The organism is Streptomyces cirratus, assembly GCF_014650775.1.
Classification (GTDB): Bacteria; Actinomycetota; Actinomycetes; order Streptomycetales; family Streptomycetaceae; genus Streptomyces; species Streptomyces cirratus.
Window position 1 is genome coordinate 301,797 of sequence record NZ_BMVP01000003.1, and the last position, 22,655, is coordinate 324,451.

General features: G+C 72.1%; 23 protein-coding genes and 1 pseudogene. 7 read left to right on the plus strand and 17 right to left on the minus strand.

Translation table 11 applies throughout. The features are described from left to right. Positions 1 to 288: 288 nt before the first annotated feature. Positions 289 to 1,053 (plus strand): annotated as a pseudogene (locus IE207_RS10990) (VanW family protein); the annotation flags it as partial. Between the two features lie 16 nt (positions 1,054 to 1,069). On the opposite strand, the gene IE207_RS10995 reads toward IE207_RS10990, so the two are convergent. The 14 genes from IE207_RS10995 to IE207_RS11060 all read right to left on the minus strand — a co-directional run bounded on the left by IE207_RS10995 (position 1,070) and on the right by IE207_RS11060 (position 13,539). Then, complete coding sequence (locus IE207_RS10995) at positions 1,070 to 1,591, minus strand: DUF4232 domain-containing protein (RefSeq protein WP_190183894.1); 522 nt, start codon at positions 1,589 to 1,591, stop codon at positions 1,070 to 1,072. A 94-nt stretch (positions 1,592 to 1,685) separates the two neighbouring features. Beyond that, the gene (locus tag IE207_RS11000) at positions 1,686 to 2,315 is read right to left on the minus strand and encodes an anthrone oxygenase family protein (RefSeq protein ID WP_190183895.1); all 630 of its coding nucleotides are present in this window, start codon (positions 2,313 to 2,315) and stop codon (positions 1,686 to 1,688) included. Continuing rightward, positions 2,312 to 3,337: an alpha/beta hydrolase gene (locus tag IE207_RS11005; protein WP_190183896.1), complete on the minus strand. Its 1,026-nt coding sequence runs from the start codon at positions 3,335 to 3,337 to the stop codon at positions 2,312 to 2,314. The genes IE207_RS11000 and IE207_RS11005 overlap by 4 nt, the downstream gene beginning before the upstream one ends. After that, the gene (locus IE207_RS11010; protein WP_190183897.1) at positions 3,334 to 4,056 is read right to left on the minus strand and encodes a beta/alpha barrel domain-containing protein; all 723 of its coding nucleotides are present in this window, start codon (positions 4,054 to 4,056) and stop codon (positions 3,334 to 3,336) included. The genes IE207_RS11005 and IE207_RS11010 overlap by 4 nt, the downstream gene beginning before the upstream one ends. Next, positions 4,053 to 4,802 (minus strand): phosphoribosylanthranilate isomerase, encoded by a 750-nt coding sequence (gene trpF / locus IE207_RS11015; RefSeq protein WP_190183898.1) that lies wholly within the window; start codon positions 4,800 to 4,802, stop codon positions 4,053 to 4,055. The genes IE207_RS11010 and trpF overlap by 4 nt, the downstream gene beginning before the upstream one ends. Continuing rightward, positions 4,799 to 5,950 (minus strand): acyl-CoA dehydrogenase family protein, encoded by a 1,152-nt coding sequence (locus tag IE207_RS11020; protein ID WP_190183899.1) that lies wholly within the window; start codon positions 5,948 to 5,950, stop codon positions 4,799 to 4,801. Before IE207_RS11020 ends, trpF begins: the two co-directional genes overlap by 4 nt. Positions 5,951 to 6,004: 54 nt before the next feature. Further along, a complete protein-coding gene (locus tag IE207_RS11025; RefSeq protein ID WP_190183900.1) occupies positions 6,005 to 6,379 on the minus strand; it encodes an ectoine synthase in 375 nt (124 codons plus the stop codon). Between the two features lie 104 nt (positions 6,380 to 6,483). Next, entirely contained in the window at positions 6,484 to 7,308 is an 825-nt protein-coding gene (trpA, locus tag IE207_RS11030; RefSeq protein WP_190183901.1) for a tryptophan synthase subunit alpha, read from the minus strand. Further along, the gene (locus IE207_RS11035; RefSeq protein WP_190183902.1) at positions 7,301 to 8,338 is read right to left on the minus strand and encodes a hypothetical protein; all 1,038 of its coding nucleotides are present in this window, start codon (positions 8,336 to 8,338) and stop codon (positions 7,301 to 7,303) included. The genes trpA and IE207_RS11035 overlap by 8 nt, the downstream gene beginning before the upstream one ends. Positions 8,339 to 8,378: 40 nt before the next feature. Then, on the minus strand, positions 8,379 to 8,630 hold the full coding sequence (locus IE207_RS11040; RefSeq protein WP_190183903.1) for an acyl carrier protein: 252 nt from the start codon (positions 8,628 to 8,630) through the stop codon (positions 8,379 to 8,381). After that, on the minus strand, positions 8,627 to 10,171 hold the full coding sequence (locus tag IE207_RS11045) for an AMP-binding protein (RefSeq protein ID WP_190183904.1): 1,545 nt from the start codon (positions 10,169 to 10,171) through the stop codon (positions 8,627 to 8,629). Before IE207_RS11045 ends, IE207_RS11040 begins: the two co-directional genes overlap by 4 nt. After that, positions 10,164 to 11,018 (minus strand): MaoC family dehydratase, encoded by an 855-nt coding sequence (locus tag IE207_RS11050; protein ID WP_190183905.1) that lies wholly within the window; start codon positions 11,016 to 11,018, stop codon positions 10,164 to 10,166. The genes IE207_RS11045 and IE207_RS11050 overlap by 8 nt, the downstream gene beginning before the upstream one ends. Continuing rightward, positions 11,015 to 12,268 (minus strand): beta-ketoacyl-[acyl-carrier-protein] synthase family protein, encoded by a 1,254-nt coding sequence (locus IE207_RS11055; protein ID WP_190183906.1) that lies wholly within the window; start codon positions 12,266 to 12,268, stop codon positions 11,015 to 11,017. The genes IE207_RS11050 and IE207_RS11055 overlap by 4 nt, the downstream gene beginning before the upstream one ends. Before the next feature lie 53 nt (positions 12,269 to 12,321). Continuing rightward, entirely contained in the window at positions 12,322 to 13,539 is a 1,218-nt protein-coding gene (locus tag IE207_RS11060) for an aminotransferase class I/II-fold pyridoxal phosphate-dependent enzyme (protein WP_229873634.1), read from the minus strand. A gap of 340 nt (positions 13,540 to 13,879) precedes the next feature. Here IE207_RS11060 and IE207_RS11065 point away from each other — a divergent pair, with 340 nt between their 5' ends. Beyond that, entirely contained in the window at positions 13,880 to 14,731 is an 852-nt protein-coding gene (locus IE207_RS11065; protein WP_229873635.1) for an AfsR/SARP family transcriptional regulator, read from the plus strand. Positions 14,732 to 14,939: 208 nt separating this feature from the next. Here IE207_RS11065 and IE207_RS11070 read toward each other — a convergent pair whose 3' ends face one another. Genes IE207_RS11070 through IE207_RS11080 form a run of 3 tightly spaced genes read right to left on the minus strand, consistent with a single transcriptional unit; the run spans position 14,940 to position 16,941 of the window. After that, positions 14,940 to 15,692: an SDR family NAD(P)-dependent oxidoreductase gene (locus IE207_RS11070; RefSeq protein WP_190183909.1), complete on the minus strand. Its 753-nt coding sequence runs from the start codon at positions 15,690 to 15,692 to the stop codon at positions 14,940 to 14,942. Beyond that, on the minus strand, positions 15,689 to 16,675 hold the full coding sequence (locus tag IE207_RS11075; protein WP_190183910.1) for a 3-oxoacyl-ACP synthase III family protein: 987 nt from the start codon (positions 16,673 to 16,675) through the stop codon (positions 15,689 to 15,691). The genes IE207_RS11070 and IE207_RS11075 overlap by 4 nt, the downstream gene beginning before the upstream one ends. Before the next feature lie 11 nt (positions 16,676 to 16,686). Beyond that, positions 16,687 to 16,941, minus strand: a complete 255-nt coding sequence (locus tag IE207_RS11080; RefSeq protein ID WP_190183911.1) for a hypothetical protein — start codon at positions 16,939 to 16,941, stop codon at positions 16,687 to 16,689. Positions 16,942 to 17,220: 279 nt separating this feature from the next. Between IE207_RS11080 and IE207_RS11085 the strand changes: the two genes are divergently transcribed. From IE207_RS11085 to IE207_RS11105, 5 genes are all read left to right on the plus strand, one after another. Further along, entirely contained in the window at positions 17,221 to 18,117 is an 897-nt protein-coding gene (locus IE207_RS11085; protein ID WP_190183912.1) for a class I SAM-dependent methyltransferase, read from the plus strand. A gap of 9 nt (positions 18,118 to 18,126) precedes the next feature. After that, a complete protein-coding gene (locus tag IE207_RS11090; protein ID WP_190183913.1) occupies positions 18,127 to 19,692 on the plus strand; it encodes a flavin-containing monooxygenase in 1,566 nt (521 codons plus the stop codon). A gap of 37 nt (positions 19,693 to 19,729) precedes the next feature. Further along, complete coding sequence (locus IE207_RS11095; protein ID WP_190183914.1) at positions 19,730 to 21,256, plus strand: FAD-binding protein; 1,527 nt, start codon at positions 19,730 to 19,732, stop codon at positions 21,254 to 21,256. A 76-nt stretch (positions 21,257 to 21,332) separates the two neighbouring features. After that, complete coding sequence (locus IE207_RS11100; RefSeq protein WP_190183915.1) at positions 21,333 to 21,818, plus strand: SRPBCC family protein; 486 nt, start codon at positions 21,333 to 21,335, stop codon at positions 21,816 to 21,818. Beyond that, positions 21,815 to 22,651 carry an alpha/beta fold hydrolase gene (locus IE207_RS11105; protein ID WP_190183916.1) on the plus strand — a complete coding sequence of 279 codons (837 nt, stop codon included), beginning with the start codon at positions 21,815 to 21,817 and terminating at the stop codon, positions 22,649 to 22,651. The genes IE207_RS11100 and IE207_RS11105 overlap by 4 nt, the downstream gene beginning before the upstream one ends. Positions 22,652 to 22,655: the final 4 nt, after the last annotated feature.

Here is a 22,655-nt window from a genome sequence, read left to right on the forward strand (position 1 = left end):
ACATTTTTCCCCCGTTTGGTCCGATAAGGCTCAGCATGGTGCGTGGCCTGCCGCCCCCGTTCCGCGTGGGTGCCGGGCCCTACCGCGACATCCGCCACCAGGAGTGACATGCGACGCACAGACCGTCGGACCGCCAGCAAGCGCGTGGCCCTGACCTCGGCCGTCGCGGTCGCGGCCCTCGGCCTCGGCGGTCTCGCCGCGGGCTCGGCGGCCGCCGAGAACGGGCCCGGCGCAGCGGCCGCGCCCGCGGGGGCGGTCGTCCCGGCACGGGCCGCGCAGGCCGCCGAGCAGCAGATGTCCTCCTTCACGGTCGCGTTCCCCTCCGCCCCGTACCGCACCCACAACATCGCCCGCGCCGTGGAGCTGATCAACGGCTCGGTGGTCCGTCCCGGCGCCACGTGGAGCTTCAACGGGACGGTCGGCGAGCGCACGAAGGAGAACGGCTTCGTCGACGGCATCATGATCAATGACGGCCGGTACGTGAAGTCCCCCGGCGGCGGCATCTCGGCGGTCGCGACGACGATGTTCAACGCCGTGTTCTTCGCGGGACTGCAGCCGGTGGAGCACGGCGCCCACTCCTTCTACATCGAGCGCTACCCCGAGGGCCGCGAGGCCACGGTCGCCTGGGGCACGCTCGACCTGCGCTGGAAGAACGACTCCGGCCACCCCGTCCGCATCAGGGCCGCCTCCACCGAGACGTCGGTGACCATCACCTTGCTCGGTACGAAGAAGTACGACGCGATACGCGCCACCAAGGGACCGCGGACGAACATCACCCCGCCGGCCAAGCGCACGGCGACGGGCGCCACCTGCGAGGAGCAGACCCCCCTGGAGGGCTTCGACGTCTCCGTCGACCGCGTCTTCGTCAAGGGCGGCCGGGAGCTGCGGCGCGAGACGTTCCGCACCCACTACACCCCGCGCGACGAGGTCACCTGCCTGCCGGAGCCGTCCCCGGCCCCGGCGGCCCCGTCGGCCTCGGCCACTCCCCCGGTCACCCCCGCCCCGCAGGGCACCGCGGCCGGCGCCACCGCATCCCCGACGCCGAGCCGCTGACCCCGGCCCGCCGGACTCAGGCGGGCCGGAAGGCGGTGGCGCGGACCGTGTTGCCGCAGAGGGCGAACCCGTCGGCGTCGGCCGGGCCGAGCTGCTGCTTGATCCCGGCGAAGCCCACCACGAGCGAGGGGGCGACCGTCGGGCGGGCGCCGGAGGCGCAGTACCCCTCCGCCTCCCCGAGCACCGGAGTGAACGTCAGACGGGTCGAGGCCCGCCCGCCGACGGCGAGTTGCACCGTCCGCTCAGCGCCCTGCCGTTGGACGGTCAGGGGCTTGTTCTTGTCCGGGGAGCCCTGGCCGGCGAGGGCGACGGTGGGAAATCCCTTGAGCACGCAGGGCTTCGGGCCCTCGTTGGTCACGGTGACCGTGACCTGGGTGGAACCCGCCGCGCTCGCCGACAGCTGGCTGCCCTTGCAGGCGGCCGCCGGGGCCGCCGCCGCCGACTGGGCGCCGGTCAGCGCCGCACCGGACAGGACGGCGCCCAGCACGAGCGAGCAGCAGGCGGTGGCGGTCGCGCACTTTCGTCCTGCACGTTTCATGGCCGTTCTCCCATGGTGTGTCCGGAACGTCGCGCTTTCCCCCGCCTTCCAGCCTGGCACGATCCCGCGCCGCCCGCTCTGCGGCCCGGACGCGTCAGCGCGTGGCCCGGCCGTACAGCACCAGGGCGCGGGACAGGGCGGTCAGGGCCACCGTGCACAGGAGCGTGCGCAGGATGTTGGTGGTGACCCAGGTGGTCTTGAACTTGTCGACGATCGAGAAGTCGGTCATCTTGGCCGCGTTGCCCGCGTCGGCCAGTTCGTTGTTCAGCGGGATGTTGACGCTGAAAGTGATCATGAGGACGATGAAGTAGAGGACCGCGCCCACGGCAACCCAGACCGCCACGTCGCGGCGCCCCTTGCGGTATTCGAGGATCGCCGACACGACCGGCAGCAGCAGCGCGATCATGAAGGCCATGCCGAAGAGGGGGTTGCCGTCGATGGCGGCGTTGAAGTTCTGCATCGCGGTGACGTAGGTCCGGTCGTCGGCCTCGGCGAGGCCCGGCATCACCGAGACGTCGAAGGCGAAGAAGAGGCCGGCCATCAGACCGAGCAGGATCGTGGAGACCAGGAGCAGGACCGTCGCGCCCTTGCCGCGTTCCGCCGGCCCCGCTACCGGCCCCGACTGCGGGGGCTGGGGCTGGGGTTGGGGCTGCTGGGCGTAGGGGTTGTGGACGCCGGGCTGGGGCGGGTAGGGCTGGGGGTTCCCGGCCGGATGTGTGGTCATTGGCTGCGTCCTCTTCTGGGTGCTTGGGTTGCTGCTCGCATCGGCACGGACATCGCATCGTGGCATCCCCCGGGCCCCTCGGTCATGGGGGTGCGACCGTCTCTCGAGCGTTCTTCGAGGGCCGGTGACGCATGCTGTTCGGTCGGCCTCCCGCCGGCCGGGCTCGCGGACCGGCGCGCGGCGAGGAGGCACTCCTCCAGGAAGGCCAGTACGCGCAGGTGGTAGGCCGTCGCGGTGTGTCCGAGGCTCAGGTTGTGTCCCGAGCCGGGCAGGTGCTCCACGGTCACCGACGGAGAGCCCGTCAGTCGGGCGGTCATCGCGCTCAGGGTGCGGGCGTCGAGCCGCCACCACCCCTCGTGTTCGGCGAAGGTCAGCCGGACCGGGATCCGGACGCCGGGTGCCAGTTCCTCGTACTGCCGGGGCCACCAGGGCGTGTCCGCCGACTCGCGGGGCGGAACGCGCGAGAGGAGGGCGCGGCTCGCCTGGAAGGTGCCCGGCGGATAGAGGTTCAGGGGGCCCCAGTTGAGCCGGGTGGCGCCGCCGCCGAGCGTCGAGGGGAAGTGCAGGGCCTGCGGGTGGTACTCGTAGCCGACGCCGGAGGCGTCCAGACCGAGCAGGGGTACGGCGGGGGCGATCGCCGCCGTGTGCAGGGCCACCTTGCCGCCGTCCGAGTGGCCGAGGAGGAAGACTCCGGCCCCGAGCCGGTGGGTGCGGGCGTGCTCCGTGAGGGCCCGCCGCAGGGTCCTTGCCTGGTCGGGCAGCGACTGGCCGTCGGGCAGCGAGGCCGCGGAGGCTCCGTATCCGGGACGGTCCACGGCGAGGACGGCGTGGCCGAGGGCGGTGGCCAGGGGGATGAAGGAGTCCCAGTACCGGGCGCGCATGCCCCGGCCGTGGATCGCGAGGATCGTGGAGCGGGGGGCACCGCCGCCCCCGGGCAGCGCGAGGAGACCGGAGACGGCGGTGCCCGCCGCGTCGAGGGTGTGGGGGCGGGCGGTGCCGGCCGCGTACGCCGATGCGGTCACCGCAGCGCCAGTCCCCTCCGGGCGCCGCGCACCTCGTCCAGCCACCGCGCCGGGGAGCCGGCGCGCAGCAGGGAGGTGGCGACCAGGAGGCCGCCGAAGCCCGCGTCCAGCAGGCGGGCGGCCGTCGTGGGGCCGTCTATGCCGCTCGCGCTCACCGGGCAGGGGGTTCCGGTGGCGCGGAGGGCCGGGAGGAGTGCGGTGCTGCGGCCGAGGTCGCCCGTGTCGCGCTCGCGCGTCCTGATGTCCTTGTTGTTGACCGCGATCACGCATTCCGAGGCGTGCGGGACGGCTTCCAGTTCGGCTTCCGTGGTGATCTCGACGAAGGGGGTGAGGCCGGTCAACAGGCACCGGTCCACCAGCTTGGACAGGCTCGACACCGGAAGCAGGGCGGCGGTCAGCAGGACAGCCGACGCGCCCAGTTCCCGCGCCTGCGCGATCTGTTCGGCGCGGGTGATGAAGTCCTTCTGGAGCAGGGGCAGTCGGGTCAGCGTGGCGACCTCGCGGAGCAGCGCCTTCGAGCCGCCGAACCAGCGGCCCGTCACCACGGAGACGCACGGAGCGCCCGCGTCCTCGTAGGCGCTCACGACCGCGGCCGGGGTGCGGCCGCCGAGCAGGTCGTGACCGTGGGCGTCGCGCTGTTTCACCTCCATCACGACGGGGGTGGCAGAAGCCAGCAGGGCGCGCAGGAAGGGGAAGTCGGTCCGGTCGTGCGTGGTCATCGCGACGGCTCCAGGTCGGCGGGCGGTTGGGTCCGGGCGGGGCCGGCGGAGGGGGTCCCGCGCCAGGCGCGGGCCAGGGCGGTGATCTCGGGGACGCCGAAGCCGCCGGTCAACGGGGAGCGGGCCGCGGTGTCGACGTCGATCCCGTGGAAGCCCGCGGCCCGCACCACGTCCGCGTACCGGGGCGGGCTGTCCGGCCCGAGGCCTCCGGCCAGCAGGAACGGCCGGGTCATGCGGGGCACCAGCCCCAGTACGTCGCCCGGGTCGAGGGCGTGTCCGGTGCTGCCGATCCGGCCGTCATCGGTGGCCGCGTCGATGAGGAAGAGGTCGGTTCCGGCGCGCTCGTAGGCTCCGATGAGCGGGCGCTCGACGCAGCCCGCACCGCCCTGCGCCAGGTGCACGACCTTGACGATCACGACGTCCGGCGGGAGGGCCGCGCGCAGGGCCCGGACGGCCGCCGGCGACTGGTACGCGTGGAGCTGGATCCAGCCGACCCCCGTGCGGCGGGCGAGCTCCGTCAGTGCTTCGGTGTCGGCGAGGAAGGTGACCAGGACCGGCAGCAGGCCGGCCGAACGGGCCTGCGCCGCGAGGCCGGTGAGCGTCTCCGCGTCCAGTTCGCGCGGGCCGCCGGGTACGCCGTGCCAGAGCCCGACGCAGTCCGCCCCGGCGGCGGCCGCCGCTTCGATGTCGTCCCGGCCCGTGGCCCCGCAGACCTTCAGCAGCGGGCGGGGCGGCGGGCCGCTCACCGGCCCGCCCCGAGGCCCAGCATCGAGGCGATGCGGTTGTACTGGATCTCGTTGGTGCCGGAGTAGACCGTGCCGCCCACGGCGTTGCGCACGTCCTGTTCGAGCCCGTATTCGGACATGTAGCCGTGGCCGCCGAAGATCTGTACGGCCGCGAGGCTGGTGGCGAGGTTGCTCCGGCTCGTGACGAGCTTGGCGATCGCGAGGTCCACCGTGACGTCCTCGCCCGCCTCCAGCTTCTCGCCCGTGTCGTAGAGCCACTTGCGGGCGCTCTCCAGCTGGATCTTCATGTCGACGATCTTGTTGGCGATGGACTGGTACGAGCCGATCGCCCGGCCGAAGGACTGGCGGGTCTTCGCGTAGGCGACGCACCGCTCCAGCCGGTGGCGCATCTCGCCGGCGTTGACGACGAAGGAGAAGAGGACCTCCCGCTTCATGACGTGGTCCAGGACCATGAGGCCGCCGCCGACCCGGCCGAGCACCGCGCTCCTGGGGACGCGTACGTCGTCCAGGTACAGCTCGCACAGGGGCGAGGTGCGCAGTCCCATCTTCTTGCCGCAACCGCCCGTGGTCAGGCCCGGGGTGTCGCGGTCGACCAGGAACGCGGTGGTACCGAGTGGGCCGCCGCGCGGGTGGGTCCGGGCGTAGACCACGATCACGTCCGCGATCGGGCCGTTGCTGACGAAGGCCTTGCTGCCGCTCAGGACGAACGTCTCGCCGTCCCGGGTCGCCCGGGTGGTCATCGCCATCGCGTCGGAGCCGCCCTCGGCTTCGGTGATGGCGTGCGCGCCGATGGCCTCGCCCGATGCGATCAGGGGGAGGTAGCGCTGTTTCTGGTCGTCGGTGCCGAAGTGTTGTACCGGGATCCCGGTCGAGCAGATCGACGTGGTGGCCGAGAAGCTGAGGCCGGAATCCCGGTTGTACTCGCCGAGTCCCTCCAGCGCGTACATGGTGGTGAGCAGTGACTGTCCGAGGCCGCCGTACTCCTCCTCGAAGGGCAGCGACAGGATTCCGGTGTCCCGGAGGAGTTTCCATTTGTCCTCGGGAAAGCGGCCCTGTTCCTCCAGTTCGATGTGATCGGCGCTCAGCGCCTCTCCCCAGCGCTCCAGGCCCTCGCGCAGATCGGTCTGATCGGTGTTCCAGCGGATCACGGCGGACCCCCCTCTGGGTCGGTGGACGGCTCGGACGTCGTGGTGGTGGCTGCCTCAGTAGGCGGACGAGTTGTGGGCGTCGAGCTGGTGGACCTCGTTGCCGTTCAGGGCCGGGGAGAAGACGCAGACCAGACGCAGGTCCTCGTGGGGGCTGGCGACGAGGTAGTGCGCGTCGTGCTGGTCGAGGGCGTACATCCGGCCCGGGACTATCTCGTGGGTGGTGCCGTCCAGCTCGATGACCTCGCCGGAGCCGGCGATGCAGTAGCACGCCTCCAGGTGGTTGACGTACTCCAGGCGCGACTTGGTACCGGCCAGCACGACGGTGTCGGTGAGGGTGTAGCCGAGTCCGTCGTCGGCGAGGAGGAAGCGGCGGCTCAGGCCGTTGCCCCATTCGACGGTCTTCACGGACTCGATGTCGCGGACGATCATGGCTGTCTCCTGATCTGTGAATGGTGTGCGGAGGAACCTGATGAGGCAGGGGTCTGGTCTGCGCCGGCGGGTGCCTGAGCACCGCGCGGGCGGGTGATCGGCTGCTACGCGGGCCGCACCGAGCGGACGAACTCCCGGAACGCGCCGGGCAGATCACGCCCGTCCTGCTGTGCCCGCTCCACGGCGGCCACGGCGGCGGAACCGATGATGGCGGCGTCCGCCCCGCTGGCGCCCACCGCTTCGACGTCCTCGCGGGTGCTGACGCCGAAGCCGACGGCGATCGGGGCCGCGGTGTGCTCCCGCAGTTCGGCGACCGTCCGGGCGAGCGCGCCGTGCCCGGCGGCGGGCGCGGTACCGCTGCGCCCGTAGTGGGCGACGAGGTAGAGGTACGCGGTGGCGTCCTGGGCGGCCCGGGCGCGGGTGGCGTCCGGGCTGGAGGCGTAGCAGGTGGTGACGACCGGGAGGGCGGCCGCCGCGGCCGATTCCAGGTAGGCCGTCCGGAGCCTGGGCGGCAGCGCGTGGACGAGCAGTGCGTCGGCCCCCGACGCGGCGATGTCACGGGTGGCGGCGGTCGGGTCACGGCGTCCCAGGGAGTACCTCCAGTCGGCGAGCAGGGCGATCCGTGTGTGCGTCAGGCGGGGGCGTACGTCCGCGACGAAGGCGAGGACGTCGTCCAGGGCGGCCCCGCCCCGTCCCAGGGCCCGGCTCGCGGAGCGCCGGATGACGGGGCCGTCGGTGACCGAGTCCGGGAAGGGCACGGCCAGTTCGAGGCAGTCCACGCCTTCCTCGTCCAGCATCAGGACGAGGTCGTGCAGGACCGGGAGCGGCGGGTCTCCCGCGTTGAGGAACAGGGCGAGACCCGGGGTGGCGCCCGGAGCGCGCCGGCCGGGGAAGAAGGGCGCAGCGGTGGGGGCGGGGGTGCTAGACACGGGCCACCGCCGGCCGGGTGCGTCCGGCGGCGAGGCGCCGGGCGAGGTCCGCGGCGGCGCCGGAGCCGATCGCGTCGTCGGCGAGGGCCAGCGCCGAGGGCCAGTCCCGGCCGGGGCCCGACGCGACGATCAGGGCGGCCGCCCCGAGGGCGACCGTACGGCGGGCCACCGGACCCGCGCCGCCGTCGAGCACGGACAGGAAGTGCGGGACGGCTCCGGCCGCCTCGGTGACGGGGCGCAGGTCTTCGAAGGAGCCGTCGCCCGGGGTGAGTTCGCCCGGCCGGATGACGCGGGTGGCCGCCCGGCCCCCGTAGACGGTGTTGACGGCGAAGGGCAGCAGTTCGTCGGCGCCGGTGTCGTTGGCGGTGAGCCAGATCCGCCGGGTGGTGGTCGTGGCGGCGAGTTCGCGCAGCGTGTCGAGGGGGACGGCCGCGCTGACGCCGGTGACCTGGGCGGTCACGGGCAGGTCGGCGAGGAACGGCCCGAGCGCGTTCAGGAACCGGCCGAAGGGTTTCATGGCGAGCGGGGCCACGGTCCGTGCCAGCCGGGTCAGTTGCGCCGGGTAGACGAACGGGCCCGCGAAGGCGATCCCGTGCTCCGCGAGGACGTCCTCGGTCTGGGTGTAGGAGGAGGTCAGCCGCACCCCGAGCCGCTCCAGCAGGTCGACGGAGCCGAGCGCGCTGGTGTAGGCGCGGGAGCCGGTCTTGACCACCTTCACCCCGGCCGCCGCGGCGACGAACGCCGCGGCGGTGGAGACGTTGAAGGTCGGGGGCCCGCCGCCGGTGCCGACGACGTTCACGGTGTCCTGCCAGGCGCCGCCCGCCGCGGCCGGCGGCCGTCGCTCGGCGAGGGAGTCGAGCAGGTTCCGCAGGGTGTCGTGGCCGGGTAGCCGACTGGTCAGCGAAGCCAGCAGACCGACGGCCTGCGCGCGGTCGAGACCGCCGGCGCCGAGCTCGTCCCACCAGGACCGCCAGGTCTCGCGGCCGATCGGGGCCTTGCCTTCGAGCAGGCCGGCGAGTGCCTCGTGCACGGTTCCTCCTTCCTTGCGCGTGGGGCTGCGGGGGTGCGGGTCAGGCCGCGGCGCGGGCGTGGGTGACGAAGTGGTCGATGGCCTCGACGCTGCGGAAGTTCTCGGGGTCGAGGTCGGCGTCCCCGACGGCGAGTTCGAAGCGGTCCTCGACCCAGGCGATGAGCTTGAGGACGCCGAGGCTGTCGATGACCCCGTCGTTGAGGAGGTCGTGGTCGACGGCGAGTTCGGCGGGGGCGGTACCGGGGAGGAATTCGCTGATGACGAAGTTCTTGATGGTGTCGACGTTGCTCATGATCGGGTTCCTTCGGCTGGAGACGTGGTGGTGAGGGCGGTGCCGCCCGGCGAGCCGGACGGGGTGATCCGGTCGAGCGCCTTGCGGTCGACCTTCCCGGTGGCCGTTTTGGGCAGCGGCTCGTCGGTGAGCGTGAGCTGGGTGGGTACGGCGGCCCTGGGCAGGTTGCGGGCGCAGTGTCCGCGCAGTTCGAGGACGGTGAGGGTGGAGCCGGGGGCCCGCCGGGCGGCGGCGACGAGCTTCTTGCCCGCGATCGGGTCGGGCCGTGCCGCGACGCCCGCCTCCAGTACGCCGGGGTGCTCCTGGAGGACCCGTTCGACCTCGGCGGTGTTGACGGCGACTCCGCGCACCTTGACCTGGAAGTCGGTGCGCCCGGTCAGGTGCAGGGTGCCGTGGGCGTCGCGCCGTACGAGGTCGCCGCTGCGGAACCAGCGGCGGTCGTCCAGGCCGAGCGGGTGGCCCGTGAACTTCTCCGCGTGCCGGGACCGGTCGAGGTAGCCGCGCGTCTGGAAGGGGGTGTGGACGAACAGCTCACCGGTGCCGGGCCCTTCGACGACGGTGTTCGTGTCGGGGTCGACGAGGAGGGCGTGTACGCCGGGCAGCGGGCGGCCGATCGGCACCGGGGGCGGCGCCGCCGGGTCGACCTCGTGGACGAAGCTGTCGTTGGTCTCCGTACAGCCGTAGACGTTGTGGATGCGCGCCCCGGGGAAGAGTGCGGGCAGCGCGGCGTAGGTGCGGTCGGGCAGCGCGTCGCCGGTGAACATCACGTGGTCGACGCCGGGAAGGGTGGCGCCCTCCTTGGCGGCCGCGTCCTGGAGCAGGCCGAGTGCCATCGGGACGGCCTGGACCACGTGGACGTCGTGCCGGACGATCAGGTCGAGCAGGTGGCTGCCGTGGGTGGCACGGGCGGGGTCCACGAGGACGACCCGGCCGCCGCGGGCGAGGGTGGTCCACACGTCCAGGAGGCAGAGGTCGAAGTTGAGGGGCGCGTAGTTGAGGACGGTCCGGCCGGGGCCGATGCCGAAGGCGGGGCCGGCCCAGGCGCCGAAGCGGTCCAGTGCATCCCGGCAGAGCGGGACGGTCTTCGGCAGGCTGGTGGATCCGGAGGTGGTCAGCATCAGCGCCACCTCCGCCGCCTCCTCGGGCGGCAGCGGACTGGCCCCGGTCAGCGGGTTGGGGGCGACGCGGGCGACGGCGCCGCCCGGGGCGAGTACGTGGGCGCAGCCGGCCTGCGCGAACAGGTCCGCGAGCAGGCTGTCGGCGAGGGCCGGGGAGGGCAGCAGCACGGGGCGGCGGCTCAGCAGGCAGGCCAGCACGAGGGCCACCGCCGCCGGGGACTTGTCGGCGAGGACACCGACGGGCTCCCCGGGGGCCAGGGGCAGCCCGGCGAGCCGCTCCTGTTCCCGTCCGGCGAGTTCGTACAGCTCGCGGTAGCCGGTCGCCTCGCCGTTGAAGAGCAGGGCGGTGGCGTCGGGCCGCTCGCGGACCTGCCGGAGGAAGCCGTCGGTGAGTGCCTCGGGCGCGAGGGGTCTGTCAGGCATCCGACACCCCTTGCGCGAACTCGATCCAGCCGCCCTTGACGGCGGCGCCCGTCGGCGTCCTGCAGGTGAAGCGGACGACGGTGGCCCGCGCGTCGGGCTGCAAGAAGATCTCCAGCGGGACTCCGGGGAGCACGGGGGCCGAGAAGCGGCAGCCGAGGCCGCGCACCCGGTCCGGATCGCCGCCGGCGAAACGGTCCACCGCCTCCTCGACGGCGAGCGCGACGACGCTCATGCCGTGGGCGATGACGGTGTCGAAGCCGGCCTCGCGGGCCGCCGCCGGGTCCAGGTGGATGGGGTTGAGGTCGCCGGAGGCGTGGGCGTACGCACGGATCCAGTCGGCGGTCGGTTCGTGCGTCGCGGTCTGCGGTTCGCCCGCGCCGAGCGGGGTCGGCGCGGCCGCCGCGCCGGTGACGTCGCCGAACGGCTCCAGTGCGGTGGCGCCCACGAGCAGGGCGGAGATGACCAGTTCCGCGAACGGCTCCGGCCCGTCCTGCCCGTGCAGGCGGGTCCGCAGGGCGATGCGGGCGCCGCGCGGCTCCCTGCGCACGCCCAGCACGTCGAGCCGTACGGTGACCTGCTCGCCGGGGCGGACCGGCCGCAGCAGGCGGATGTCCTGGCCGAGGTGGACCACGGGGACCGGGCCCGCTTCGCCGGCCGTCAGGGCGGTGACGGTCTCCTCCGCGAGGGTGTGGGCGAGCACGAAGGCGTGGACGGGCGAGGCCCGGCCGGGTTCGGCGGGCGCGAGGCCGAGCCGGGCGGCGCCGCGGTAGGCGGTGATCCGGGCCTCGGCGGCCGTCAGGGTGCGGACGGGCGCGGGCAGGGGCGGCGAGAGGGGTGCGGAGGTCATTGCGGCACCACCACGACGGAGGAGTTGTGGCCGCCGAACCCGAACGAGTTGGTGAGCGCGGGTCCCGGCCGCACGGCGCGCGGTGCGCCGTGGACCACATCGATGTCCATTCCAGGCTCCAGCTCTTCGTGGTTGGCGGTGGGCGGCACCTCACAGCGCCGCATGGCTTGCACCGTGGCGATGAGTTCGACGGCTCCGGCGGCGCCGATGAGGTGGCCGAGGACGGACTTGGGGGCGGTGACCGGAGGCTGGGCGCTGCCGAACACCTTGGTGAGGGCGGCGGCCTCGGAGCGGTCGTTGTGCGGCGTGGAGGTGCCGTGCGCGTTGACGTGGACGATGTCGCCGGGGTCCAGGCCGGCGTCGGCGATCGCCGAGGCCATGGCCGCCGCGGCGCCCGCCCCGTCGGGGAGCGGCATCGCGAGGTGGTGGGCGTCGGCGGTGGCCGCGTACCCGGCGACGAGCCCGTACGTCTTCGCCCCCCGCGCCTTCGCGTCGTCGAGCCGCTCCAGGACGACGAAGCCCGCACCCTCCCCCATGACGAAGCCGTCGCGGTCCTTGTCGAAGGGCCGGGAGGCCAGTTCGGGCCGGTCGTTGCGCAGCGAGACGGCGTTGAGGTTGCCGAAGCCGGCCAGGGTGACGGGGGTGAGGGTGTGCTCGCAGCCTCCGGCGATGACGAGGTCGGCGCGGCCGGTCTGGAGCAGGAGCAGGGCGTGGCCGATGGCGTCGGCTCCGCTGGCGCAGGTGGTGGCCAGGGTCAGCGCGGGGCCCGTCCAGCCGAGCCGCATGGCGATCTGGGCGGCGGCGGCGTTGGGCATCGTCATCAGCGGCATCAGCGGGTTGACCCCGGCGGGGCCGCTCTCTTCGAAGTGCGCGGACTCCAGGTCGCTGGTGGCGCGTCCGCCGACGGCGTTGCCGACGACGATGGCGGTCCGGCCGTCCTCGGCGGTGGGCGCTCCCGCGTCGCGGTGGGCGGCGAGCGCGGCGAGGGTGCCGTAGTGGGCGAAGGGGTCCATGCGGCGGGCGTCCTTGGCGGGGACCAGGCCCGCGAGGTCGTCCAGGCCCCGGACGCGACAGCCGATCCGTACGCGGTGCCGGCTGAGGTCGATGTGTGTCAGCTCGGCCGCGGTGGAGCGGCCGGCCCGCAGCGTGGCCCACAGGTCGTCCGGGGTGCATCCGCCGGGGGTGACCACGCCCATGCCGGTGATGGCGACCGGCGGCCGTACCGAACTGCCCTTGGACGTTCCGGGCATCTGTGCTCCCCCTGGAGTGTGGTGGTGGGTCGAAGTGGCTCGCGGGAGGGCGGTCAGATGATCCGGCACTCGCGGGCGGAGGTGATGAACGCGTCGGCGGCGAAGTCGATGTCGGCCGTCGTGTGGGCGGCGGTGATGGCGATCCGCAGCCGGGCCAGGTCGTTGGGGACGGCCGGGGTGACGACGGGCAGGCCGATGACGCCGTTCTTGCGGCAGGTGGTCGCGTAGTCGTAGGCGGCGGTGTCGGAGCCGGCGATGATCGGGACGACGGCGGTCTCGCTGTCGACCGTGCTCATGCCCGCCGCGTGGAGCAGGCCGCGGAAGCGTTCGGCTTCGCGCTGGACGAACTCGACGCGCTGCGGCTCCCGCTGGAGGATGCGCAGGGCCTCCAGCGCGGCGGCGGCCTGGGCCGGTCCGAGGGCTGCGGAGAAGAGGAAGGGGCGGGCCGCGTACTTGAGGTGGTGGATCAGGTCGGCGGAGCCGGCGACCCAGCCGCCCATGGAGGGGATGGCCTTGGAGAGGGTGCCGAGTTTGACGTCGACCTTCACCTCGTAGTCGAAGTGCTCCTCGATGCCCTTGCCGGTGGCGCCGATGACTCCGAGGGCGTGGGCCTCGTCGACCATCAGCAGTGCGTTGTGGGCGTCGCAGACCTTGCGAAGGTCCACGAGGGGGGCGATGTCCCCGTCCATGGAGTAGACGCTGTCGACGATGACCAGGCGCACCCCGGTGTCGGGGGCGGCGGCCAGGCGGCGCTCCAGGTGGCCGGGGTCGTTGTGGCGGAACCGGGTGACCGTGGCGCCGGAGAGCTTGCAGCCGTCGACGATGCTGGCGTGGTCGTACTTGTCGATGAAGACGGTGTCGCCCGGTCCCACGAGAGCGCCCACGGTGCCGACGTTCGCCGCGTAGCCGGACCCGAAGACCAGGGCGCGCTCGCGGCCGGCGAACCGGGCGACCTCGGCTTCCAGGTCCTCGTGCAGCGGGGTCGAGCCGGCCAGGGCGCGCACCCCGTGGTTGCCGGTGCCGTAGAGGTCGAGGGCCGCCTTGGCCGCAGCGACGACGCGCTCGTCCCCGGCGAGGCCGAGGTAGCTGTAGCCGGACATCATCAGCAGGCGCTGGCCGTCCTGGTCGGCATATGCGGAATCCCGCTCGACGGTGTAGGCGACGAAGCTGTTCTTGCGGACGGGCTCGTACTCCAAGGACCGGACGCGGTCGCGGAAGTAGGCCAGCTTCGGCTCCAGACGGGCCCAGGCTTCGGTTGCGTTCACGTTCATCTCCTCGTCGTGATCGCCCGGCGGACACGGAACTCCATCGGCGCCCTGCCGTCGTTCCGGACGAGCTCTAGTGGAATTCGATTAACGCCTGTGGGGCGCAAGAGCGACGCAACAGCGGGACGCGAAAAGGGCGAAAGCGAATCACGAACCGTGCGTTGCCCATTTGTTGTTGACATGCGGAGAAGATGCGCGTGTATGTTCGCAGCGCACAAGACCAGGGGGACACGGCCGGTATCCCGGCAGTTTCGGAGGGTACACAGTGCTGATCAGACTTGTAGGACTTGTCACGATCGAGCCGTCGGGAGCGCCCTCGCGGCATCTCTCCGGCGCACAGGCACAGGTGGCGTTCGCTCGGCTGGTCATCGAGCGGGCGGGTGGTACGGAGCGGGACCAGCTGGCGGAAACCGTGTGGCCGGAGGGGTTGCCCGACACCTGGGCCTCCGCGCTGCGCAGTGTCGTCAGCCGGGTGCGCACGTTCGTGACGATGCCTCAGGACGAGCCCGGTGACGCCGCTTTGGTGGCGCAGGGCGGGCGGTACGTGCTGCGCGTCCCGGGGGACGCGGCGGTGGACGTGGAGTGCGCGGAACTCGCGGTGACGGAGGCGAACGCCGCGTTCGCGGAGGGTGCCTTCGCGGTGGCACAGCAGCTGGCGTCGGGCGCGGTGTCGAACCTGCGCGGGTCGTTCCTGCCCTCGCACGAGGGCGAGTGGGTCAACGCGATGCGCGAACAGCTGGAGGAACTGCGCCTGACGGCGCTGGAGGTGGCGAGCCTGTCGTCGTCCGCGCTCGGTGACGAGCACCACGCCCTGCGCTACGCGGAGGAGGCGGTGCGGCGGGCGCCGTTCCGGGAGAGCGCGTACCGCTGCCGGATGACGGCGCACAAGAGGGCCGGCAACCGCGCCGAGGCGCTGCGTAGTTACCACCAGCTGCGCCGGGTGCTGGCGGAGGAGCTGGGGACGGATCCCGCGCCGGAGACGGAGGCCGCGTACCTGGAGATCCTGCGTACGCCGGAGCCCCGCGCGCCGCAGCGTCCTTCCGCGGTCCTCGATCCGTTCCTGATGGGGGTCTTCGAGGTCGGCAGGAACGTTTCGGGTCCGCGGCCCTGCATCCTCGGGCGTGCGTGTGCCACCCATCGCGGGCACGGCGCGGCCCAGTCCCCCGCCACCTCGGCCGCCGCTTCTCCCGCCGCGTAGGCCCTGCCGGAAGGCCGTACCGCAGCCCCCGGCCGCGGTACGGCCTTCCGGCGTGCCCCACGGGCGTGCCGGGGCAGCCCGAGCGGCCCCGGCCCCCCGAGGGGCGGGGGCCGGGGCTGGTGGCCGGGACCGGCGGACGCGGGCCCGGTCGGGCCGGACCACGTGAGGCCGGGTCAGGTCAGGTCAGGTCAGGTCAGGTCAGGTCAGGTCAGGTGATCGAGACTCCGCTGTCGATGCTGATGACCTGGCCGGTCATGCAGTCCTGGTCCAGGAAGAGGCCGGCGCTGCGGGCGACCTCCTCGACGGTGACGAAGCGCGGGATGGGCGCCTTGCCCTCCATGCCCTCGATGACCCGCTCGGGAAGGTCCTTCGTCATCCCGGTGATCATGAAGCCTGGGGAGAGCGCGTTGACGGTCACGCCCCGGCGGCCGCACTCGGCCGCGAGGGTGCGGGTGAGGCCGATCAGTCCCGCCTTGGACGCCGAGTACGCCGTCTGGCCGGCGGTGGCGATGATGCCCGACGGCGAGACGATGTTGACGACCCGGCCCCACCTCTGGCGCAGCATGGCCGGGACCGCGGCCCGGGCCGTGTGGAAGGACCCGATCAGGTTGGTCTGGATGACCTGCGCCCAGTCCGCGGGGTTCTGCATCGCCATCAGGCTGTCCTTGCGGATGGCCCCGTTGTTGACGAGGACGTCCACCGGTCCCAGCGCCTCGCAGATGTCGGCGTAGATGCCCTGGACCGCCTCCCAGGAGCCGACGTCGCCGGTGACCAGGACGGACGGGTTGGTCAGCTTCTCCTGCACCGCCCGCGCCGCGTCCCGCGAACTGTTGTAGTGGACCGCGACCCGGCAGCCCAGCGCGTCCAGTTCAAGGGCCAGGGCCTGGCCCAGGCCGCCCGAGGCACCGGTGACGAGCGCGACCGGCGCCTCGGGCCGTACGCCCGTGCTCTTGTTGCTCATGCCGCGGTACCGCCCCATTCCATCAGGACCGAACCCCACGTCATGCCGGCGCCGAACCCGGCCAGCAGGACCTTGTCCCCGGCCTTGATGCGTCCCGCGTCGAGGGCTTCGGTCAGCGCGATCGGGATCGAGCCCGAGGCCGTGTTGCCGTACTTCTCCAGATTGGTGATCAGCGCTTCCGGACGCAGTCCGGTGTGGGAAATGATCGAGTTGATGATGCGGATGTTGGCCTGGTGCGGTACGACGTGGTCCACGTCGGCCGCGTCGACCTTCGCGCTCTCCAGCGTCTCGCGCACCGTACGGACGGTGTAGCGGACGGCGTTGAGGTAGATCTCGTTGCCGTTGATCTGCGCGTAGTGCAGGCCCGCCGCCACGGTCTGCGCCGTGGCGGGCATCCGGCTGCCGCCCGCGAGCACCTTCAAGGAGCCGGTGCAGGAGCCGTCGGCGCCCAGGTTCCAGGCCTTGACCCGGTTCTCCGGGCCGGGCTGGAGGACGACGGCCCCCGCGCCGTCGCCGACGAGGATGGACAGGTCGCGGTCGGCGGGGTTCGCGGTCAGGGTGTGGGTGTCGGAGCCGATCAGCAGGATCGGCCGGGGGTCGATCGCGATGAGCGCCATGGCGGAGACGAGCCCGTAGACGAAGCCCGCGCATTCGGAGTTCACGTCGTGGGCGCTGCCGGCGATGCCGAGTTCGTGGTGGACGAACGCGGACGTCGCCGGGGACGGCTGCTCGGGTGTCGCCGTGGCGACGATCAGGTGGGCGATGTCGGCGCCGGTCAGGCCCGCCTTGTCCAGAGCGCGCCGGCCGGCCTCGACGGCCAGGGAGACGGTGGTCTGCCCCGGGTCAACGGCCCGCCGCTCACGGATGCCGCAGCGGCTGACGACCCAGTGCTCGTCCACGCCGAAACGCTCGGCGAGTTCCGCGCTGGTGACGATGCGCTCGGGTACGGACATGCCCCACCCGGTGATGTCGAAGCCGGTCACGTGACTCCTCGCTATGCCTGGGCCGGAACGAGATCGACGATCTTCGCGTAGACGTCGCGCAGCGTCGTCGTGTCGTCGAGGTCGGCGAACAGCGTCTCGTCGGCCGGGATGTGGGGGTACTTGGTCTGGAAGCCGTACAGCCACTCCATGAGGTCCAGCGAGTCGACGTCCGTGATGTGCTGGAGCGGGGCGTCGGGGCTGACCTCCGCAGCGCCGGAAACGGCCTCCAGCTGGCTCGCGAGCTCTTCGATGGTGGGCAGCGACATGGGGTCGGTCCTCTCTCGACGGTGCGGCCCGGGAGCCGCGTCGTTCTTTTCGAGAGCGATGAAAGCCCCGCAGCCGCAAGGAAGACGCAAGATGTCCCGGGCGCCGGACGCCCCCTGCCTTTTCCCCGCCTTTTCCATCCCTTTCACCCTCCTTTTGGTACGGACCGGATACCCGGCGGGCCCGTGTTGCGTACGCCTTGCGGGGGATCCGTTTTCCTCGGACGTAATTCGGCACGGACGGCAAGGGCCGCCCTTCCCGCTCGCAGGAATGAGGATCAGATGACAACGGTCGCCCCCAGGACGGTGGACCCAGAGGTCGATGCGATCAGGCACCACTACGAGGTGAGCAACGACTTCTACCGGTTGCTGCTCGGCCCGACGATGATGTACTCCGGCGGTTACTGGAACGAGGGCGAGGACCTCGTCGCCGCCCTCGACGAGGCCCAGGAGCGCAAGCTCGACACGTTCGCCGACCTCGCGAACGTCCGCGCCGGCGGCGTCAAGCGGGTACTGGACATCGGCTGCGGCTGGGGCACCATGCTGAACCGCCTCACCACGGTGCACGGCGCCGAGGAGGCCGTCGGCCTGACCCTGTCCCGCACCCAGGAAGCCTTCATCGACGGCCTGGGCAACCCGCGGATCACCACACTGGTCAAGAGCTGGGCGGACTACGCGGTCGCCGACGAGAGCGAGAAGTACGGCGCGGCGTTCTGCATCAACGCCCTGGAGCACTTCGTCTCCTCGAACCTGCCGCCCAAGGAGCGCACCAAGCGCTACCGCTTCTTCTTCCAGCAGGTCGCGAACGCCCTGAACCCAGGCGCGAAGTTCGTCCTGCACACCATGACCGCCGAGGCACTGCCGATGAACCGCGCGCTCCTCGACGACTTGAAGTTCCTCCAGCGCTCCGAGTTCGCCGGGTGCCACATCCCGCACCTGCACGAACTGACCGCCGGCGCCGAGGGCCTCTTCGAGGTCGACGAGATCGTCAACGAGCGCGAGTCGTTCGCGATGGCCTGCCGCGCCTGGCTGGTGCTGCTCGCCGAACGCCGGGACGAGGCCGTGGCCATGGAGGGCGAGGAGGTCGTCGCCCGTTTCGAGCGCTACCTGGACATCTTCGCGTACACGCTCGAGGACAAGTTCTTCAACAACTTCCGCGTGACCCTCACGCGCCGCTAGGAGGCCGACGTGACGAGCATTCTCGAACCGGCCAGGGACGGCGGAGCCCGTCCCACGGCCCAGGCCTCCGCCGGGGGCCGCGGACCCACCCGGCACCTGAGGGTCGCGGTCATCGGTACCGGGTTCTCGGGTCTGGGTACCGCCATCCGGCTGCTGCAGTCGGGCATCGACGACTTCCTCGTGTTCGAGCGGGCCGACGAGGTCGGCGGAACGTGGCGCGACAACAGCTATCCGGGGTGTGCGTGCGACGTCATGTCCCACCTCTACTCCTTCTCCTTCGCCCAGAACCCGAACTGGAAGTCCACCTTCGGCAAGCGGGACGAGCTGTACGCGTACCTGCGCGACACGGCCGACCGCTTCGGGGTCCGCCCGCACATCCGCTTCGCGCACGAACTGCTCGCCGCCCGCTGGGACGAGGGCGAGCGGCACTGGCGGATCGAGACCTCGCAGGGCGACTACACCGCCCAGTTCCTGGTCACCGGCACCGGCTACCTGAGCGAGCCGGCCGTCCCCGACATCAAGGGCCTCGACGGCTTCGAGGGCAAGGTCTTCCACTCCTCGCGGTGGGACCACGACCACGACCTCACCGGGCGGCGCGTCGCCGTCATCGGTACGGGCGCCTCCGCGATCCAGTTCGTCCCGAAGATCCAGCCCGACGTGGAGCGCCTCGACCTCTACCAGCGCACGCCCCCGTGGGTCGGCCCGAAGAACGACAAGACCACCACGGCGCTGCAGGCCAAGCTGCTGCGCTCGGTGCCCGGATACCAGAACTTCCGGCGGAACTTCAATATGTGGGGCCGCGAGATCCTGGCCTTCGTGATGGCCCGCCCGAAGGTCGCCGCCAAGATGCAGAAGATGGCCAGCGACCACTTGAAGAAGTCGGTCCCGGACGAGGCGCTGCGCGCCAGGCTGACCCCCGACTACGTGATGGCCTGCAAGCGGCTGCTGTTCTCCAACACCTGGTACCCGGCGATCCAGCAGCCCAACGTGGACCTGGTCACCGACGGGATCGCCGAGGTCCGCGCCAAGTCGATCGTGGGCCGCGACGGGGTGGAGCGCGAGGTCGACACCATCATCCTCGGTACCGGCTTCCAGGCCACCGACCGCCCGGTGGCGCGCCGGGTCTTCGGCCGGGACGGCGTCCAGCTGCGCGAGGCCTGGCAGCGCGACGGCATGTCGGCCCACCGCGGCACCACGATCGCCGGATTCCCGAACCTGTTCATGCTGCTCGGTCCGAACACCACGCTGGGGCACTCCTCGCAGGTCGTGATGATCGAGGCGCAGATCAAGTACGTGGTGGACGCCCTCAAGCAGGCCGAGAAGCGCGGCCTGTCCAGCGTCGAGGTGCGCGGGGAAGCGCAGCGGGCCTACAACAAGGCGCTCGATGCGAAGCTCGACGGTTCGGTGTGGAACGCGGGCAACTGCAAGAGCTGGTACCTGGACGAGAACGGGCGCAACCCGTCGATCTGGCCGACGTACACCTGGCGCTTCCGCCGCCAGACCAAGCGCTTCGACCTGAGCGAGTACCAGCTCGCTTCGCAGGTGCGCACCGCCGCCCCGGCGACGCACCAGTAGGACTCCGGCAGGCATGAGAAACGGGAGACGTACGCAGATGAGCAGCACCCCGAGAACGGCCACGGGTACGGCCGCCGCCCCTTCCCGGCGCAGAGTCCTCGGCGGCATCGCGGCGACCGCCGTGGCCGTCGTGGGCTGGAACACCGTCGACCAGAGCTGGGCGACGGCCGCGGAGGCCTCCGGCGCGGCCGTGGTTCCCGTGCCGGCGCTCACCGGCACGCTGGAGACGTCGCCCTCCGTGGTCGAGGCCTTCGGCAAGGACTTCGGACACCTGTGGGACGGCGCGGGCAGCAAGCCGTGGGCCGTGCTGCGGCCGGGCAACGCCGACGACATCGTCAAGATCGTGAACTACGCCCGGGCCAACGGCATCAAGGTCGCGGTCAACGGACAGGGCGGCTCCGGTACGGACATCGAATCGCACTCGGTGTACGGCCAGGCCCGTGTGCCCGGCGGGATATCCATCGACGCCCGCAGCATGTCGAAGATCGTCTCCATCGGCGGGAACTGCGCGGTGGTCGAGGCGGGCGTCACCTGGGCCCAGCTGACCGACGCGTGCCTCCAGGTGGGCAAGACCCCGCCGGCGCTGCCCGACTACCTGTACCTGTCGGTGGGCGGCACGATCAGCATCGGCGGGATCGGCGGCACGGTGGCCAAGTACGGGCTGCTGTGCGACACCGTGCGGTCCATCGACATCGTCACCGGTGAGGGGAAGCTGGTCACCGCGACGGCGACGAACCGCCCGGAGCTGTTCAACGCGGCGCTGTCGGGCGGCGGTCAGGTCGGCATCATCGTCCGCGCCGAAGTCGCCCTGGTCCCGGCGCCGAAGCGGTCGGTCATCTTCACCCTGTACTACGCGGACGTGGAGACCTACCTCCAGGACGCCGAGAAGGTGCTGGCCGACGGCCGCTTCCACGTCCAGGCCGGCGAGATGCTCCGCACGCCGGACGGCTCGGGGTGGCGTTACAAGATGGAGGCCGGGGCCAACTACAGCACGACGCCGCCGGACCGGGCGAAGCTGCTGAGCGGCTTGCAGGACGTACGGGCCGACGCGGTGATCGAGGACGTGACGTACCGGGAGTACATGTTCCGGCTCGACGCCTACGAGGGCTACCTCAAGGAGACCGGCCACTGGTACTCGCCCAAGCCGTGGCTGAGCATGTTCCTCCCGGCCTCCAAGACGAAGACGTTCATGAAGCGGGTCGAACAGGAGCTGACCGCCGACTCCCTCGGGGGCGGGTTCCTGCTGTTCTCCCCGTTCCTCACCTCGCAGGTCAAGCGGCCGCTCGCGATGATGCCGGGCGAGTCCGTGGCCTACCTGTTCGACCTGCTTCGCTTCCCCAACCCGGGTGACCCGAACATCCAGGCGATGCTCGACCAGAACCGGCGCCTGTACGACCTGGCGGTGTCGATGGGCGCCAAGCGCTACCTGGTCGGCGCGGTGCCGAACATGACGCAGGCCGACTGGCGGGCCCACTTCGGCAACCGCTGGACCGGTTTCGTCAACGCGAAGAAGAAGTTCGACCCGGCGAATCTCTTCACCCCGGGCCAGGGCTTCTTCGCCTGACCGCGGATCCCCGGCCCGTCCCCGCCCCGGCAACACAGCGCAACTCCGCACGACCGTGCACCTGAGGAGGCTCGACATGACAACGTACGACCTGATCGACGAGGCGGTGATCGACGCCCCGGCGACCGCCGTCTGGGAAGCGCTCCTCTCGGAGTTCCGCGGCGCCGCCCAGTGGTGGGTCCCGGCCAACACCTTCGCCCCCGTCTCCGGTTCCCCCGACCAGGTCGGCGGCGAGGTGGGGGTGACCGTCCACACCAAGGGCGTCGGCAACGGCGGTCTCAAGCTCCGCTTCACGGCGCGTACGGTCGCCGTGGAGAGCGGCCGCCGGCTCGACGTGGAGTACGTCGACGGGGCGTTCCGCGGGCCGGCGACGTTCCGTCTGGAACCGCTGCCGGACGGCCGCACCCGGCTGTCCATGCACTTCGCGGGCAGGCCGCACGGCTGGCTGGGCGTGCTCGCCAAGGCCGTCGACCTCGGGGCGGAACACTCGAAGGCCACCTTGGCGGCCTTCGAGTGCCTGGGCCGCCGGCTGTCGTCCTCCACCGCGGGGGCCCGGCGATGACGACGGCGGCGGAAGTCACCCGGGAGCTGACCGTACGGACCGACGACGGCGCGGAGCTCGCCGTCACCGTTCTGGCCCCGCTGGCGGGCACGCCGGCCGCCGCTGACGTGGTCCTCGTGCACGGGTGGGCGCACTCCCGCCGCGCCTGGGGCACCATCGCCGACCGGCTCATCCGGGCCGGACACCGCGTGGTGCTGTACGACCAGCGGGGCCACGGCGCCTCCACCTCCGGCCGCACCCCCGTCTCGGTGGAGCGCCTCGGCGACGACCTCGCGGCGGTGCTGGGCGGGGCGGACGCCCGGGCGGCCGTCGTGGTGGGCCACTCGGGCGGCGGGTTCGCGGCGCTGTCCTACGCGGCCGGCGGGCCGCCGGCCGGGCACCTGGGCGGCCTGGTGCTGCTGGGCACGGCGGCGCACGGCCAGGACACGCCCGACGGCGAGGTCAAGATGATGGGCAGCCCCCTCTTCTCGTGGGCGCTGCACCGTCCCCCGCTCGGCCGCAGACTGCTGTCGTCCACCATGGCCAAGTCCGTTGACACGGCCCTGCTGGACGTGAACCGGCAGCTGTTCGCGGCGACGGACCCGCGGATCCGGGCGGACTTCTTCCGCTGCACGCGCGGCTGGGACCTGCGCCCGGCACTGGCCGGAGTCGGCGTGCCGGCGGTGGTCCTGCACGGTGAGGCGGACAAGGTCATCGACCCCGCTCTGGCGCGGACGCTGGCCGACTCCTTGCCGGGCGCCCGGTTCGAACCGGTGCCGGGCGCGGGCCACATGCTCCCGCTGGAGCGGCCGCTGCTGGTCGTGTCCGCCGTGTCCGAACTCGCGTCCCGGTGACCCC

Bases quoted from the DNA above. Each gene is read 5' to 3' on its own strand.
- IE207_RS10995 (WP_190183894.1), bottom strand. From the start codon at position 1,591: ATGAAACGTGCAGGACGAAAGTGCGCGACCGCCACCGCCTGCTGCTCG.
- IE207_RS11105 (WP_190183916.1), top strand. From the start codon at position 21,815: ATGACGACGGCGGCGGAAGTCACCCGGGAGCTGACCGTACGGACCGAC.
- IE207_RS11085 (WP_190183912.1), top strand. From the start codon at position 17,221: ATGACAACGGTCGCCCCCAGGACGGTGGACCCAGAGGTCGATGCGATC.
- IE207_RS11070 (WP_190183909.1), bottom strand. From the start codon at position 15,692: ATGAGCAACAAGAGCACGGGCGTACGGCCCGAGGCGCCGGTCGCGCTC.
- IE207_RS11010 (WP_190183897.1), bottom strand. From the start codon at position 4,056: ATGACCACGCACGACCGGACCGACTTCCCCTTCCTGCGCGCCCTGCTG.
- IE207_RS11045 (WP_190183904.1), bottom strand. From the start codon at position 10,171: ATGCCTGACAGACCCCTCGCGCCCGAGGCACTCACCGACGGCTTCCTC.
- IE207_RS11040 (WP_190183903.1), bottom strand. From the start codon at position 8,630: ATGAGCAACGTCGACACCATCAAGAACTTCGTCATCAGCGAATTCCTC.
- IE207_RS11025 (WP_190183900.1), bottom strand. From the start codon at position 6,379: ATGATCGTCCGCGACATCGAGTCCGTGAAGACCGTCGAATGGGGCAAC.
- IE207_RS11050 (WP_190183905.1), bottom strand. From the start codon at position 11,018: ATGACCTCCGCACCCCTCTCGCCGCCCCTGCCCGCGCCCGTCCGCACC.
- IE207_RS11000 (WP_190183895.1), bottom strand. From the start codon at position 2,315: ATGACCACACATCCGGCCGGGAACCCCCAGCCCTACCCGCCCCAGCCC.
- IE207_RS11080 (WP_190183911.1), bottom strand. From the start codon at position 16,941: ATGTCGCTGCCCACCATCGAAGAGCTCGCGAGCCAGCTGGAGGCCGTT.
- IE207_RS11060 (WP_229873634.1), bottom strand. From the start codon at position 13,539: ATGAACGTGAACGCAACCGAAGCCTGGGCCCGTCTGGAGCCGAAGCTG.
- IE207_RS11095 (WP_190183914.1), top strand. From the start codon at position 19,730: ATGAGCAGCACCCCGAGAACGGCCACGGGTACGGCCGCCGCCCCTTCC.
- IE207_RS11055 (WP_190183906.1), bottom strand. From the start codon at position 12,268: ATGCCCGGAACGTCCAAGGGCAGTTCGGTACGGCCGCCGGTCGCCATC.
- IE207_RS11100 (WP_190183915.1), top strand. From the start codon at position 21,333: ATGACAACGTACGACCTGATCGACGAGGCGGTGATCGACGCCCCGGCG.